Here is a 13,615-nt window from a genome sequence, read left to right on the forward strand (position 1 = left end):
ATGATTGTTCTAAAAGAAAAAATATTTGCCATTTCTGGAAGCACAAGAAAAAATTCGAGTAATTTTAAAATCCTGAAATTTATTTCAGAACATCTAAACAGCAGATTTGAGGTTGAGATTTTTGAAGATTTAGAACGTATACCGCATTTTAATCCAGATTTGGAAAATGACAATCTGCCTGAGAGCGTTGCAGTCTTGAGAAGAAAAATAGAAAATGCCGCCGGAGTCATAATTTGTACGCCTGAGTATGTTTTCAGTCTTCCCGGAAGTTTAAAAAATGCTTTAGAATGGTGCGTTTCTACTACAATATTTTCAGGTAAAAAAGCGGGTTTAATAACTGCTTCTGCATCTGGAGAGAAAGCACAGGAACAATTAAGTTTAATAATGAAAACTATTGAAGCCGTATTTACTGATGAAACACAGCTTCTGATTCAGGGAATTAGAGGGAAAATAGATCCTGAGGGAAATATTATTGATGACAAAACGTTATTTAATCTTTTAGAATTCGTAAAGAATTTTGAAAAACAAGCTGATGAATAAAAATTTAAATTAAGATTATGCAAAAATTTGGAACAAGCAAAGAGTTTATTAAAGGAGACGAAATAGAATGGGAAGTAGTTGGTGAAGGAATTAAAAGAAAAATTTTAGCTTATGATGATAAAGTAATGCTGGTAAATGTTCACTTTGAAAAAGGAGGCATTGGCGTTTTGCATGAGCATTATCATTCGCAGGTAACTTACATTGCGAGCGGAAAATTTGATGTAACTATAAGCGGTATAACTCAAACTCTAAAAGAGGGAGACAGTTTCTATATTCCACCTCACGCAATCCATGGGGTTGTATGCTTAGAAACTGGAATGCTTACCGATGTTTTCAGTCCGATGCGAGAAGATTTCTACAATAAAAATTAAGCTTAGAATAAATTTTAACTTTAAAAATATACTTTTTTAAAGTAGGAGTTGAATTTAGATAGTATTTTTGCAAAATGAATTTATCCAAAACGAATGTCTTATTTATGGCAGCTTGCACTGGACTTATAGTTGCAAATCTTTATTACTGCCAGCCTCTAATTGTTTTAATTGCCAAAGAATTTAAAATTCCTGAAGCCAGTGCCGGAACGATAACTTACCTAACACAGGCAGGTTATGCAATCGGACTGTTTTTTATGGTGCCTCTTGGCGATAAAATCGAGCGTAAAAAACAGATTCTTATCACCACTTTTGCCTCAGTAATTGCGTTGATTCTTGCGGCTTCGGCAAAAAGTTTTTTTCTTCTGCAGCTGTCCTCATTATTAATCGGAATTACATCAATTGTGCCGCAGCTTATTCTGCCATTAGCCGCTTCTTTGAGTGCGCCGGAACAGCGAGGAAAAGTTGTCGGAACAATTATGAGCGGTTTGTTGGTCGGAATTTTACTTTCGAGAACTTTAAGCGGTTTTATTGGTCAGGTTTTAGGCTGGAGATCGATGTTTTATATTGCTGCCGGAATTTGTCTTTTGATCTTTTTTGTAATTCAAAATAAATTCCCGGTAAATAAACCTCAATTCCAAGGAACTTATGGTCAATTGATTCAATCGCTTTTTACACTTATAAAAACACAGCCCATTTTACGCGAAGCAACGTTGATTAATGTTTTTAGTTTTGCTCAGTTTGGCGCATTTTGGACTACAATGGTTTTACTGCTTTCTGTAGCACCTTTTAATTTTAACAGTGCGACAATCGGTTTATTTGGAATTGTAGGTGCATCTGGAGCTTTGGCTGCGCCTTTGGTTGGTAAAATGGGAGATAAAGGCGGCTCAAGAGTAGCGGTTGGTTATGGATGTTTGTTGATTCTGATCAGCTTTTTGGTTTTTTATTTTTCAGTAGAAAGTGTAATCGGAATTGCTATCGGAATTGTTTTTATCGACATAGGAATTCAGGGAGTTCATATTTCAAACCAAACCAGAGTTTATTCACTGCTTCCAGAAGCCCGAAACAGACTAAATACAGTATTTATGTCTTTTAGCTTTTTAGGAACTGCGGCAGGATCTGCTTATGGATTATTGTTGTGGAAACTTGGAGGATGGCACGCTGTAACTATTGGCTGTGTTGGTTTGTCGGCTTTAGCATTTACGGTTTACGGGCTTACTTATAAATCAAAATCTAAATAATTATTTTTATGAAAAAGACAATTGTTTTTGCAGGCTTATTGTTAATCTTGGGTTGTCAAAAAACACTTTCTGATTCTGAAATAAAAGGATATGCGTGGAAATGTGGATTTTCTTGCGGATTGGGAGATGTAATAATCTTTAATGAGAATACAGATCTTAGAAATGATACCATTTTTGTAGCTAACAAACCTTACGCGAAAATAGTAAAGCGAACAAATAATTTTGATGAGGACACTAAAATATCAGTTATTAATCTGCGAAATCCGGTAATTAAAGATACTTGCGTTTTTCACGCAAAATGATAAAAAATTAATTTGTAAATTTGCATTTAAATTAAAAATAACAACAATGGAAAACGGAATATACGCTAAATTCAACACTAGTAAAGGTGCGATTTTAGTAAAACTAACACACGATTTAACACCAGGAACAGTAGGTAACTTCGTAGGATTGGCAGAAGGAAACTTAGAAAATAAGATTAAACCACAAGGAAATAAATTTTACGACGGATTAAAATTTCACCGTGTAATTCCAGATTTCATGATTCAGGGAGGATGTCCTCAAGGAACTGGAACAGGTGGTCCTGGTTATAAATTTGATGATGAGTTTCACCCAAGTTTAAAACACGATCGTCCGGGAGTTTTGGCAATGGCAAATTCTGGTGTAGGAACAAACGGTTCTCAATTTTATATCACTCACGTTCCAACTTCTTGGTTAGACGGAAAACATACTGTTTTTGGTCATGTTGTAGAAGGTCAAGATATCGTTGATGCAGTTGCTCAAGGCGATTCTTTAGACACTGTTGAGATCGTTAGAGTTGGAGAAGAAGCTCAAAAATGGAATGCTATTGAAGCTTTTAGAGTTTTTGAAGGTTCTCGTGCAAAGCGTGAAGCTGCAGAAAAAGCTGCTGCTGAAGCAAAAATGGAAGAACTTGCTGCAGGTTTTGATAAAACAGAAAGCGGTTTACGTTACAAAATGATTCAAAAAGGAGACGGTAAAAGAGCTGAAGCTGGAAAAACAGTAGCAGTACACTATGAAGGTTCTCTGGAAACTGGAAAAGTTTTTGATTCTTCTTACCCGCGCAAAAAACCAATCGAATTTAGATTAGGTCAAGGTCAGGTGATCGAAGGCTGGGACGAAGGTATTGCTTTACTGCAAGTTGGAGACAAAGCTCGTTTTGTTATTCCTTCTAATTTAGCCTACGGATCTGCAGGTGCAGGAGGTGTTATTCCACCAAATGCAACTTTGATTTTTGATGTTGAATTAATGGAAGTAAAATAAGTAATTAGACTGATTTTAAATAGCTTTATTAATGAATCCCGTTCGTTTATCGAATGGGATTTTTTTTATATTTACCTTAAAAAACAAAGCTAAATGAAATCCAGAATTTTAACTCTTATTGCAATTACCACAATATTGGTTTCTTGCGGTACTCAAAAAACGGCAGTTGCGGCAAAAGATTCATCTGCAGTAACAACTGAAACTAAAGTCGCTTTGACGCCAGAACTTTTGGAAGGTCAAAACTTATATTCTAACAATTGTGCAAAATGCCACAAATTGTACGAACCTAAAAAATTTACTAAAGAAGAATGGCAGCCAATTTTAGTTCGCATGCAGAAAAAAGCGAAAGTAGATGATGTGAATATGGCATCGATAACGAATTATATTCATTCGCAATTATAAAATATTTTAAAAGCATTCTTTACGGGATGCTTTTTTTTTGGAGTTGAGGTATAAAAAAACACCTTCAGTAATGAGGTGTTTAAAAATTATAAATTGCTTACAGCAACTATTCTTAAAGTCTTTATTCCGGCCGGCAATTCCCAATCAACCTGATCGTTTTCTTTAAATCCAATAATCGCAACGCTCAAAGGTGCCAGAATAGAAATTTTCCCTTCTTTTACAACTGCAGCTGAAGGCAGAACAATCTGAATCTCCATTTGTTTTCCTGCTTTTACATCCTCAATAGTAACATGAGAATTTATTCTGATAATAGAAGGATCCAGAAAATCTCCCTTGCTTACAACAGCGCGATCTAATTCTTGCGAAAGTTGTCCGGCTTCTCTGGAATTGGTCGAGTTTTTACTTTTTAAAATTAGCTCTCTCAGAAGTTTGTAATCTCCTGAGGAAAATGTGGGTGTTGGTTTTATCATTGTATTCATATTGTGATTTTTAATATTATTTTTTTTCCTTTGGATGTAGTTATAGTATAGAATGCAGATTCTTGAAATAAAATTTGCTTTTAAATGTATTGGATTAATAAATGCAAAAGATTATTTGATAGAGATTGCCTCTTTCAAATAAAATAAAAAGAAAATGTGGTAAAATCCTCCGCCTGAAGAATAAATGAAATAGACGGAGGCCTAATTAATAAAGGCCTTATTATGTGAAATAATTACAGCAGGAATTGGTTTTCTTGTAAAAGAAAACAGCAGATTTAAAGCTGTAAATGATATTATATTTCCCATAACGATGATAATCGTGATCTGCAAATATAGGTAAAATTTTTAGATTTGAAAGAAAATGTTTACTTCCATTTAATGTTACAACCCAGACTTGGTTTTTGAGGTTCTTTTAAACTTCTGTTATAAATCAAGGCATCAATGGCACTTCTAAGGTCACTTCCGCTTAACGGAATACCATTTGCAGGTCTTGAATCATCTAACTGACCTCTGTAAAATAAACGATTTTGATCGTCGAATAAATAAAAGTCCGGCGTACAGGCAGCGTCATATGCTTTTGCAACATCTTGACTTTCGTCGAATAAATAAGGAAAATCTATTTTGTTTTTAAAAGCAAATTCAGTCATCATTTCTGGAGAATCTTCCGGATATTTTTCGACATCATTACTGGAAATTCCAATTACGCCAAGTCCCTGAACGCGATAATCATTGGCAATCATAACAATTTCCTTTAAAACATGAAGCACAAACGGGCAGTGATTGCACATAAAAATAACCAATGTACCTTTTGATCCTTTTAAATCCTCAAAAGTATATTCATTATTCAAGTTTGTATCTTTTAGTTTAAAATCTGGAGCAAGTGTTCCAATCGGAATCATATTTGAAAGCGTTCGTGCCATTTTATCAAAAATTAGATTATCAAAAATAGACTTAAATTTCTGTAAATAAAAGGGAGAACAGCTATTAAAAAAAATATCCAAAGAAATGCACTTTCTTAAAAAGCGTAATCCTTTGGATATTCAGTGTTAAAATGTAGTATTTATGAATTTAAAAAAGCGAGTAAATCGTTATTTAATTTTTCGCGCTCTGTATAGAAAAGTCCGTGAGGAGCTCCTTCGTAAACGATATATCTATTATTTGCAATTCCTTCTGCTGCCTTTTTAGATGTTAAATCAATCGGAACAATTTTATCATCATCTCCATGAATAATTAACGTTGGTACTTTTACAAAATCTAACTCATCTCTAAAATCAGTGTAAGAGAAAGATTCAGCACATTTTAAAGTAGCACGAGGAGAAGCGGCAGAACAAAGAGATCTGTAATATTCTAAAAGTGGTGTACTTAGAGGTTTATTGATAATGTTTACACCAAAAAAGGTTTTTCCAAAATTATCAATAAAAGCAATTCTGTCTTCTTTTATAGCATTTGCTGTAGCATCGCTTTTTTCTTTTGAATGACCGTCTGGATTGTCACTTGTTTTTAGTAAAAATGGAATTATAGAAGATATTAAAGCTGCCTTGCTAACGCCTTTTCCGCCATGACGGCTAAAATAACGTACAACTTCGCCGCCACCCATAGAAAAACCTACAAGAGTTGCATCTTTTAATTCTAATTGTTCTATTATTTCTTGTAAATCGTCTGAAAGTGTATCATAATCATAACCATCCCAAGGCTGTGATGACTTACCAAAACCACGGCGGTCATAGGCGATTACTCTAAAACCGTTTTGAACTAGAAAATCTATTTGATATTCCCACATTTCGTTAGAAAGAGGCCAGCCGTGAATAAGAATTACAGGTTTTCCCTGCCCATAATCTTTTACATATAGTCTTACATTCTGTGCTGTTTCTACATATTTATCTGTATGCACTTGTTTTAGATTAGATTCAAAATCCTTAACAGATAAGCATCCATTTGGTTCAGTATGTTCCATTGTATATCTTTTTTCGTTAGTTTAATAATTTGTCTAGTAAAATTAAAAGCTAAGTGCAAAAAACAGGTTATAGAATTAGTAGTATTAATTACAAAATTAATAGGTTTGTATATAACTAAATTTAAATAAAATATGGATTTAACTTGGAATGAGTTCGAAAGAACCGATATGCGTGTGGGAACAATTATAGAAATAAATGATTTTCCAGAAGCAAGAAAACCAGCTTATCAGCTTACTATTGATTTTGGTGATGCAATTGGAATCAGAAAATCATCGGCACAAATTACCAAACGATATTCAAAAGAAGAATTACTCAATCGCCAGATTGTGGGCGTAGTTAATTTTCCTAAAAAACAAATAGGTAAATTTATGAGTGAATGTCTGGTTCTTGGCGCTGTGGGCGAGGAGGGAGATGTAATTTTACTAGCTCCCGATTTTAAAATAGAAAACGGGTTAAGGATTGGTTAGGAAAAGGCTGGAATAAATCGATAATTAGAAATAGAGCAAGTGCAGCACACGCTATCAAAACCGCTGCAATAACTACGTTTAAAACTGCTTTGAAAATCGAGAATTTTTGGACCACAGACAGACCTATAACGAGTAGAATAATAGACCAGATTACAAGAAGTATATCTATAATAACATACAAATAATATATTTGATAGTAGGGTGATTCTATTAAAAGGTAGGAAAGGCTCGATTGAAAAATAAGGCTCCCGTAAATTGGAAACTGAATTGCTGTTAGAAATATAGAACATATAGATGGAATCATTGCATAGGCAATAATTTTTAAAATTGATCTTGTATCTCCTTGGCCATTCATCCATTTTCCGGCCCATTTTAATGCCGCTGCAAGCAGTAAGTTAAATAGTTGTCCAAAACTTATTCCGATTAATATAACACAGATAATTACTCCCCAAAAAGGTAAATAATCCCCCATGTTCTTAGATAAAGCTTTGTCTAAGGCTTTTGAAATCCCTGATAAAATTAAGAGCAGCGTTACATACTTACTGTATTTATGAGTTTCGATGAAAGTGAAAACTTGCTTTGGAGAAAACCATATTTTTGTTAAAACGTTTACAGGTGTAACTAAACTCTCTATTTCAGGATTGTCATTATTAATCATTTTTCGTCTTGATTGTTTCAATTAATTGCTGTAAAATTACTTGTCCTTCTTCCCAATATTTTAAATCTGAGTCCGAATTAATGTGTCCTTTCTGGCCGACATTTACGAAATCACTTCCCCATTGTGCTGCAAAATATTTTTTTCTTTCAAAAGAGGCATAAGGATCATTCTCGCTTGCGACAACTATTGAAGGAAACGGAAGTTTATAAACAGGCATTGGTGAAAAATTTCGAATGGAATCTGGTGTGTGCAGTGGCGAATCTACATCTGCAGGAGCAACTAATAAGGCACCGACTATATTTTTGTTGTTGTTTTTTTCTGCCCAATGCAGTACAAGAGAAACAGCCAGACTGTGTGCAATCAAAATAGTCGGAGTTTTTAATTTAGAAACTTCTTCGTTTAATCTTTCAACCCAATCTTCCAGAATTGGTTCGTCCCAATTGTCCTGAACAATTCTATTTGAATTTTTAAATTTTTCGTGCCAAAAGGTCTGCCAATGTTTTTCGCCAGAATTACCTAGTCCTGGCAGTATTAATAAATTTGTTTCCATTGCCGTGGATTTTTATTTAATGGTTATTTCTTCTGTTCTTTTATAATCCTGTTTACTTCATTAATTAATAGCGGAAAAGCAGGTTCTGTCATTCCGTGGCCGTAACCGTCGAGCTCAAAAAGTTTAGTTTGTTTGTGGCCGACAAGTTTCATCATTCTGGCCATATAAGCATTTTCTTCATAACGGCCCAGCATTTCGAGTTCGCGGTCTCCCGTTATGAGTAATAACGGAGGAGCGTCGGCACGTACATAATACAGTGGAGCAAATGCATCTATAGTAGGTTGTGTTTCTGGAATACCATTTTCTTTTCTAATTTCGAAATGTGTAATGCATTGACCGCTAAACGGAATAAGTCCTGCGATTTTATTTGCATCAATTCCTTCTTTTTGCAGCCACTTTTTATCCAGACCAATCATTGATGATAAATAACCGCCGGCAGAATGTCCTGAAACAAAGATTAAAGAAGAATCGCCTCCATAATTTGCAATGTTATTAAAAACCCATGCGACTGCAGCTGCTGCATCTTCAATATATTTTGGTGCTTTTACCTTTGGACTTAGTCTGTAATTAACTCCAATAACTGCAAAACCTTTGTTTTTGAGAGCTTCTGGAATTTCTTTACTGCCGCCTGTTAATCCTCCTCCATGAAACCAAACAATAGTCGCAAAATTTTTACTGTTTTTAGGATAATAAATGTCCAATACGCAGCGTTCATTAATATAACTGTCAGATTTATTAACTCCGGCATTGTAATATTGAATGTTTGATTTTGTTTCGTATTCTGTTTTTTGAGCAAAAACAGTTATGGAGAGAAAGAGAAAGAAAAATAACGGAAGTAATTTTTTCATTTTATAATTTTTAAAACTAGAAATTAAATATATAAAAAAAGTCCAAATTGCAGGACAAATTGGACTCGTACTTTTCAAAAAAAGCTATAATGGGATTAAATATCGTCAAAATCAATATCAGTAAAACTATTTCTGTTTCCTTCAGGTTTATCAGAACCGTATTCTTTTTTAAAGTCTTTTTGATGTCTTTCAGAAATAACTTCCTCGCCTTTGTGGTTTAAGACATATGAGGTCATTTCTTCTAATATTTCAGCAAAAGCAGCAAAATCTTCTTTGTATAAATAAATTTTGTGTTTTTTGAAATGGAACGAACCGTCTTCTTCAGTAAATTTTTTGCTTTCGGTAATGGTGATGTAATAATCGTCTGCCTTTGTAGCTCTCACATCAAAGAAATAAGTTCTTCTTCCTGCTCGTAATACTTTAGAAAAAATCTCTTCTTTTTCTAACATGTCATTTTCTCTCATAATACGTTCTATCATTTTTGGAATTAATAGTAATCAAAAATCATAAAAAATTATCTATTACGCAACATTTAAAGTAATTCTTTTTCCGAAAGTTGTTTTAAATATAACGCTGCATAATAGCCGCCCTGATTTATTAATTGATTATGAGAACCTTGTTGTATTATTTTTCCATCCTCTAAAATGATAATTTTATCAGCATTTTTTGCAGACGAAACACGATGACTTACTATTATCGTAGTTTTGTCTTTGCAGATTTCAAATAAATTATTCAAAATTGTTTCTTCAGTTTCCGTATCTACAGCAGACAGGCAATCATCAAATAGTAGTATTGCCGGGTTTTTAATTATAGCTCTGGCGATAGAAACACGCTGTTTTTGTCCGCCGGAAAGGGTAATTCCTCTTTCTCCTAAAATCGTATCATATTGTTTGTTAAAAGCAATAATATTATCATGTACCACAGCATTTTTTGCGGCTTCAATTACTTGGTCATCTGTCGCATTTTGGTTTCCAAATTTAATATTGTTTTTAATAGTATCAGAAAACAAGAAAGCATCCTGAGGTACAATTCCGATATTATTTCTCAGATCATTTAAGTTTAGTGAGCTTATTTCACTTTCATCGATCGTAATTTTACCAGCAGTCACATCATACAATCTGGAAATTAAAGATAATATAGTCGATTTTCCCGAACCTGTTTTTCCTAAAATAGCCAATGTTTCTCCTTTTTTTACTGTAAAAGAGACATTTTTTAAAGCCTCGATATTCGTGTCTTCGTAAACGTAACTTACGTTTTCAAAAGAAATAGAGCCTTGAATCTCAGAAGAATTTTCGTTGTTGTTTTTTATTTCTGGTTCAATTTTCAAAAATTCATTCAAACGTTTTTGAGATGCTTCTGCTTCCTGGACCATAGATGAAACCCATCCTAGAGAAGCTACAGGCCATGTCAGCATGTTTACATATAAGATAAACTCAGCAATAGTTCCAATATTTTGAATGGTGCCATTAATATACATTAAGCCTCCAAAATAGATTACCACCAAATTACTAATTCCGATTAAAGCAATCATTAAAGGACCAAACAACGATTGTACTTTGGCTAAATCCAAACTTTTAGCTTTGCTTTCCTCAGCAAGAGCAACCATATTTTCCTGATTTTTGTTTTCTAATGAATAGGCTTTTATAACGCGAATTCCCGAAAATATCTCCTGCGAAAAACTAGAAACTTTAGACAAATACTGCTGAAAGGTGGTACTTCGTTTATTGATTTCTGAACTCAGTTTAAATATACAATACGATAGAATTGGTAAAGGTAAAATTGTATACAGCGTTAGCAAAGGCGAAACATTATACATATATAGTATTACAATAGCAAAACGAATAAATGTATTTATTGTATACATTACAGCGGGACCAACATACATTCGTACTTTAGAAACATCTTCGCTGATACGGTTCATTAAGTCTCCGGTTCGGTTTTGCTTGTAGAAGTTCTGCGAAAGATTTTCATATTGTTTGAAAACTTCGTTTTTAAGATCAAATTCAATGTGGCGAGACATTACAATCAAAGTCTGGCGCATTAAAAAAGTCAAAACACCGCCCACAACAGCACTCAGTATGATTAAAAGTACATTATGAATCAATTCTTGTTTGTATGAACTTCTGATAATTTCAGAAACCTGATCGGTATTTGATGATTTAATAAATCGTTCTATAACATCAAAAGACTCACTGACAAGCTTTGGAGTAAATAAAAAGAAAATTTGTGCGATAATAGTTGTTAAAATCCCAAGCGAAAAACTATATTTATATTTAATGAAATATTTGTTTAAATAGCGTAATTCTTTCATTTTTTTAAGATATTCAATGTTAAAATGATATTGATTTTAAGCATTACTTTCAATTAAAAGCAATAGATGATACAATATTATTAAAATTAATTGATTGATAATTTGTTATTATAAAGATAAAAAATTAGCACATGTGTATTTTTTGATTATGTTTGAGATGTCTTTTTGACGAATTCATAATTTTAAACAAATAATATAGTAGCGCTATGGATGCAACTTTCGCAACTGGAAAAGAACTTCAAAAAATGGATCCTGTTTTTGGTCAGTTATCTTTTGACGATCACGAACAAATTGTATTTTGCAATGACAAAGATACAGGTTTAAAAGCAATTATTGGTATTCATAATTCGGTTATGGGGCCAGCATTAGGAGGTACTAGAATGTGGAATTACAATACCGAATGGGAAGCATTAAACGATGTTTTGCGTCTTTCTAGAGGTATGACTTATAAATCTGCAATTACAGGACTTAATATTGGTGGTGGAAAAGCAGTAATTATTGGTGATGCCAAAACGCAGAAAACTCCTGAGCTGATGCGTAAATTTGGTGAATTCGTTCACTCTTTAAGCGGACGTTATATTACAGCTGAAGATGTTGGAATGGAAACAAAAGACATGGACACTGTTAGAGACGTAACACCATATGTTACGGGTATTTCTGAAGAAAGAGGTGGTTCTGGAAATCCTTCTCCAATAACAGCTTATGGTGTTTATTTGGGAATGAAAGCAGCTGCAAAAAGCCAATTTGGTTCTGATGTTTTAGAAGGTAAAAAAGTTTTGGTTCAGGGAATTGGACACGTGGGTGAGGCTTTGGTAGAATATTTGACTAAAGAAGGAGCTCAGGTTACGATTACAGATATCAACGAAGAAAAATTATACCAGACAGCTTCAAAATATAACGCCACAATTTATACTGGTGAAGATTTGTATACTGCAGATGTTGATATTTATGCGCCATGTGCAATGGGAGCAACTATTAACGATGATACTGTAAACAAGATTAAAGCTAAAGTTATTGCTGGTGCAGCCAACAATCAGCTGGCAGATGAAAATGTACACGGAGCAAGATTAACAGAAAGAGGTATTTTATACGCACCTGATTTCTTGATTAATGCTGGTGGAATCATCAATGTTTATGCTGAATTAGAGCATTATGGCAAAGCTGAAATCATGAGCAAAACCGAAAATATCTATAATACTACTTTAGAAATTATCGATTACGCGGCTAAAAACGGAATCACAACGCATAAAGCGGCGCTTACAATTGCTCAAAATCGTATCGATCAGAGAAAAATTGAGAACAGCAAAAAATAATTTTAGACTATTAGTTTAATTCTCGAGTCTCAGTATCGGTCCTAGTTTTTAATATTATTTTAAAACCAGGACCGATAACTGAGACTTTTTTTTAATAAAAAATATAATTGATTGCGAAAAGTGTTTTTTATGGGATTAAATTTTAATTTAAACTCTTAAATTCTTATTTTTGCAGCCTAATTTTAAATGTTCTTACAAGGTGGTAAATAGAAGACACATACGCGTTAAAGTAATGCAGTCCATTTATGCAATGCATCAAAGCGGCTCTGATAATCTGGAAAAAGAAGAAAAATTCCTTTTTTACAGCATAGATAACATTCAGGACTTATATCTTATAATGCTTTCTTCATTGATAGAAATTTGTAAAAAAGAATCTGTTTTTTTACATCTTTCAAGCAAAAAACATCTTGCAACTGCTGCAGAACGTAATCCGAATCAAAAATTTGTTAACAACAAAATTTTCCAGCTTCTTGCAGAAAGCAATTCACTTAGTATCGCTTTAGAGAATCGTAAAATCAATAACTGGTCCTTAAATGACGATTATATTATTTTACTTTTAAATGATATCAAGTCAAGCGAATTGTATGCAAAATACATGAGCAATTCTACCAATACATTTGAAGAAGACAGACAATTTGTTATTGATTTATTTGCAGATGTAATCGTTCCTAACGAAAAATTATACGAATACCTGGAAGATGATAAATTGACTTGGGTTGATGATATTCCTGTTGTAAACACGCACATCATTAAACAATTGAAAGCTATTAAAACTGAAGATTCAGACGATTTTAGAGTTCCAAAATTGTATAAAGATGTTGAGGATAAAGATTTTGCAAAAGATTTATTTAGAAGAACAGTTTTAAACGAATCAATATTAGCAAAAGAATACGAAGACAAAACTCCAAATTGGGACAGCGATCGTATTGCAGAAATTGATACTATTATTTTGAAAATGGCGATTTGCGAATTTTTAAAATTTCCATCGATTCCTGTAAAAGTAACTCTTAACGAATATTTAGAAATTGCAAAAGAGTATTCTACACCAAAAAGCAGTATTTTTATCAACGGAATTTTAGATAATTTGGTAAAAGAGCTTCAGGCTAACAAAAAGATGATAAAAGTCGGACGTGGTCTGATGTAAAGCTTTAAATTTCAGAATTCAAAAAAATATTTAAACAAATACTAAACAACAAAAACAA

17 protein-coding genes are annotated in these 13,615 nt (G+C 33.3%); 9 read left to right on the top strand and 8 right to left on the bottom strand.

Features of this window, described 5'->3' with window-relative positions; genetic code table 11:
* The 6 genes from B0A68_RS04510 (at window position 1) to B0A68_RS04535 (ending at window position 3,832) form a co-directional block, all read left to right on the top strand.
* Entirely contained in the window at window positions 1-540 is a 540-nt protein-coding gene (locus B0A68_RS04510; protein WP_035684405.1) for an NADPH-dependent FMN reductase, read from the top strand.
* A gap of 17 nt (window positions 541-557) precedes the next feature.
* Window positions 558-911, top strand: a complete 354-nt coding sequence (locus B0A68_RS04515) for a cupin domain-containing protein (RefSeq protein ID WP_035684404.1) — start codon at window positions 558-560, stop codon at window positions 909-911.
* 104 nt (window positions 912-1,015) lie between these two features.
* Window positions 1,016-2,149 (top strand): MFS transporter, encoded by a 1,134-nt coding sequence (locus B0A68_RS04520; protein WP_240475247.1) that lies wholly within the window; start codon window positions 1,016-1,018, stop codon window positions 2,147-2,149.
* 8 nt (window positions 2,150-2,157) lie between these two features.
* Entirely contained in the window at window positions 2,158-2,451 is a 294-nt protein-coding gene (locus B0A68_RS04525; protein WP_035684402.1) for a hypothetical protein, read from the top strand.
* A 46-nt stretch (window positions 2,452-2,497) separates the two neighbouring features.
* Window positions 2,498-3,430 carry a peptidylprolyl isomerase gene (locus B0A68_RS04530; RefSeq protein WP_035684401.1) on the top strand — a complete coding sequence of 311 codons (933 nt, stop codon included), beginning with the start codon at window positions 2,498-2,500 and terminating at the stop codon, window positions 3,428-3,430.
* Between the two features lie 93 nt (window positions 3,431-3,523).
* Entirely contained in the window at window positions 3,524-3,832 is a 309-nt protein-coding gene (locus B0A68_RS04535) for a cytochrome c (protein ID WP_035684400.1), read from the top strand.
* Window positions 3,833-3,918: 86 nt separating this feature from the next.
* On the opposite strand, the gene B0A68_RS04540 is transcribed toward B0A68_RS04535, so the two are convergent.
* The 3 genes from B0A68_RS04540 to B0A68_RS04550 form a co-directional block, all read right to left on the bottom strand.
* Window positions 3,919-4,311, bottom strand: coding sequence for a GreA/GreB family elongation factor (locus B0A68_RS04540; protein ID WP_240475246.1), 393 nt, complete (start codon window positions 4,309-4,311; stop codon window positions 3,919-3,921).
* 365 nt (window positions 4,312-4,676) lie between these two features.
* The gene (locus B0A68_RS04545; protein ID WP_035688109.1) at window positions 4,677-5,231 is read right to left on the bottom strand and encodes a thioredoxin family protein; all 555 of its coding nucleotides are present in this window, start codon (window positions 5,229-5,231) and stop codon (window positions 4,677-4,679) included.
* A 140-nt stretch (window positions 5,232-5,371) separates the two neighbouring features.
* Entirely contained in the window at window positions 5,372-6,265 is an 894-nt protein-coding gene (locus B0A68_RS04550; protein ID WP_035684399.1) for an alpha/beta fold hydrolase, read from the bottom strand.
* 132 nt (window positions 6,266-6,397) lie between these two features.
* Here B0A68_RS04550 and B0A68_RS04555 point away from each other — a divergent pair, with 132 nt between their 5' ends.
* Window positions 6,398-6,733 carry a tRNA-binding protein gene (locus tag B0A68_RS04555; protein WP_035684398.1) on the top strand — a complete coding sequence of 112 codons (336 nt, stop codon included), beginning with the start codon at window positions 6,398-6,400 and terminating at the stop codon, window positions 6,731-6,733.
* Here the strand turns inward: B0A68_RS04555 and B0A68_RS04560 are convergent.
* The 5 genes from B0A68_RS04560 to B0A68_RS04580 all read right to left on the bottom strand — a co-directional run bounded on the left by B0A68_RS04560 (window position 6,702) and on the right by B0A68_RS04580 (window position 11,100).
* Entirely contained in the window at window positions 6,702-7,391 is a 690-nt protein-coding gene (locus tag B0A68_RS04560) for a YIP1 family protein (protein ID WP_035684397.1), read from the bottom strand. The genes B0A68_RS04555 and B0A68_RS04560 overlap by 32 nt on opposite strands.
* Complete coding sequence (locus tag B0A68_RS04565; protein WP_035684395.1) at window positions 7,384-7,941, bottom strand: RBBP9/YdeN family alpha/beta hydrolase; 558 nt, start codon at window positions 7,939-7,941, stop codon at window positions 7,384-7,386. The genes B0A68_RS04560 and B0A68_RS04565 overlap by 8 nt, the downstream gene beginning before the upstream one ends.
* Window positions 7,942-7,964: 23 nt before the next feature.
* On the bottom strand, window positions 7,965-8,789 hold the full coding sequence (locus B0A68_RS04570; protein WP_035688105.1) for an alpha/beta hydrolase: 825 nt from the start codon (window positions 8,787-8,789) through the stop codon (window positions 7,965-7,967).
* Between the two features lie 95 nt (window positions 8,790-8,884).
* Window positions 8,885-9,253 carry a PUR family DNA/RNA-binding protein gene (locus tag B0A68_RS04575; RefSeq protein ID WP_035684394.1) on the bottom strand — a complete coding sequence of 123 codons (369 nt, stop codon included), beginning with the start codon at window positions 9,251-9,253 and terminating at the stop codon, window positions 8,885-8,887.
* 68 nt (window positions 9,254-9,321) lie between these two features.
* Complete coding sequence (locus B0A68_RS04580) at window positions 9,322-11,100, bottom strand: ABC transporter ATP-binding protein (protein WP_035684392.1); 1,779 nt, start codon at window positions 11,098-11,100, stop codon at window positions 9,322-9,324.
* Between the two features lie 206 nt (window positions 11,101-11,306).
* Between B0A68_RS04580 and B0A68_RS04585 the strand changes: the two genes are divergently transcribed.
* Window positions 11,307-12,413, top strand: coding sequence for a Glu/Leu/Phe/Val family dehydrogenase (locus B0A68_RS04585; protein WP_035684391.1), 1,107 nt, complete (start codon window positions 11,307-11,309; stop codon window positions 12,411-12,413).
* Between the two features lie 232 nt (window positions 12,414-12,645).
* Entirely contained in the window at window positions 12,646-13,557 is a 912-nt protein-coding gene (nusB, locus tag B0A68_RS04590) for a transcription antitermination factor NusB (protein ID WP_035684390.1), read from the top strand.
* Window positions 13,558-13,615 lie beyond the last annotated feature (58 nt).

Origin of the sequence: Flavobacterium reichenbachii, from assembly GCF_002217435.1 — a bacterium.
Taxonomy (GTDB): domain Bacteria; phylum Bacteroidota; class Bacteroidia; order Flavobacteriales; family Flavobacteriaceae; genus Flavobacterium; species Flavobacterium reichenbachii.

What these genes read in the sequence shown, in the direction of transcription:
- B0A68_RS04570 (WP_035688105.1), bottom strand. Translation starts at nt 8,789, where the DNA reads ATGAAAAAATTACTTCCGTTATTTTTCTTTCTCTTTCTCTCCATAACT.
- B0A68_RS04510 (WP_035684405.1), top strand. Translation starts at nt 1, where the DNA reads ATGATTGTTCTAAAAGAAAAAATATTTGCCATTTCTGGAAGCACAAGA.
- B0A68_RS04560 (WP_035684397.1), bottom strand. Translation starts at nt 7,391, where the DNA reads ATGATTAATAATGACAATCCTGAAATAGAGAGTTTAGTTACACCTGTA.
- B0A68_RS04540 (WP_240475246.1), bottom strand. Translation starts at nt 4,311, where the DNA reads ATGAATACAATGATAAAACCAACACCCACATTTTCCTCAGGAGATTAC.
- B0A68_RS04550 (WP_035684399.1), bottom strand. Translation starts at nt 6,265, where the DNA reads ATGGAACATACTGAACCAAATGGATGCTTATCTGTTAAGGATTTTGAA.
- B0A68_RS04555 (WP_035684398.1), top strand. Translation starts at nt 6,398, where the DNA reads ATGGATTTAACTTGGAATGAGTTCGAAAGAACCGATATGCGTGTGGGA.
- B0A68_RS04585 (WP_035684391.1), top strand. Translation starts at nt 11,307, where the DNA reads ATGGATGCAACTTTCGCAACTGGAAAAGAACTTCAAAAAATGGATCCT.
- B0A68_RS04525 (WP_035684402.1), top strand. Translation starts at nt 2,158, where the DNA reads ATGAAAAAGACAATTGTTTTTGCAGGCTTATTGTTAATCTTGGGTTGT.
- B0A68_RS04575 (WP_035684394.1), bottom strand. Translation starts at nt 9,253, where the DNA reads ATGAGAGAAAATGACATGTTAGAAAAAGAAGAGATTTTTTCTAAAGTA.
- B0A68_RS04565 (WP_035684395.1), bottom strand. Translation starts at nt 7,941, where the DNA reads ATGGAAACAAATTTATTAATACTGCCAGGACTAGGTAATTCTGGCGAA.
- B0A68_RS04530 (WP_035684401.1), top strand. Translation starts at nt 2,498, where the DNA reads ATGGAAAACGGAATATACGCTAAATTCAACACTAGTAAAGGTGCGATT.
- nusB (WP_035684390.1), top strand. Translation starts at nt 12,646, where the DNA reads ATGCAGTCCATTTATGCAATGCATCAAAGCGGCTCTGATAATCTGGAA.
- B0A68_RS04535 (WP_035684400.1), top strand. Translation starts at nt 3,524, where the DNA reads ATGAAATCCAGAATTTTAACTCTTATTGCAATTACCACAATATTGGTT.
- B0A68_RS04520 (WP_240475247.1), top strand. Translation starts at nt 1,016, where the DNA reads ATGGCAGCTTGCACTGGACTTATAGTTGCAAATCTTTATTACTGCCAG.
- B0A68_RS04580 (WP_035684392.1), bottom strand. Translation starts at nt 11,100, where the DNA reads ATGAAAGAATTACGCTATTTAAACAAATATTTCATTAAATATAAATAT.
- B0A68_RS04515 (WP_035684404.1), top strand. Translation starts at nt 558, where the DNA reads ATGCAAAAATTTGGAACAAGCAAAGAGTTTATTAAAGGAGACGAAATA.
- B0A68_RS04545 (WP_035688109.1), bottom strand. Translation starts at nt 5,231, where the DNA reads ATGGCACGAACGCTTTCAAATATGATTCCGATTGGAACACTTGCTCCA.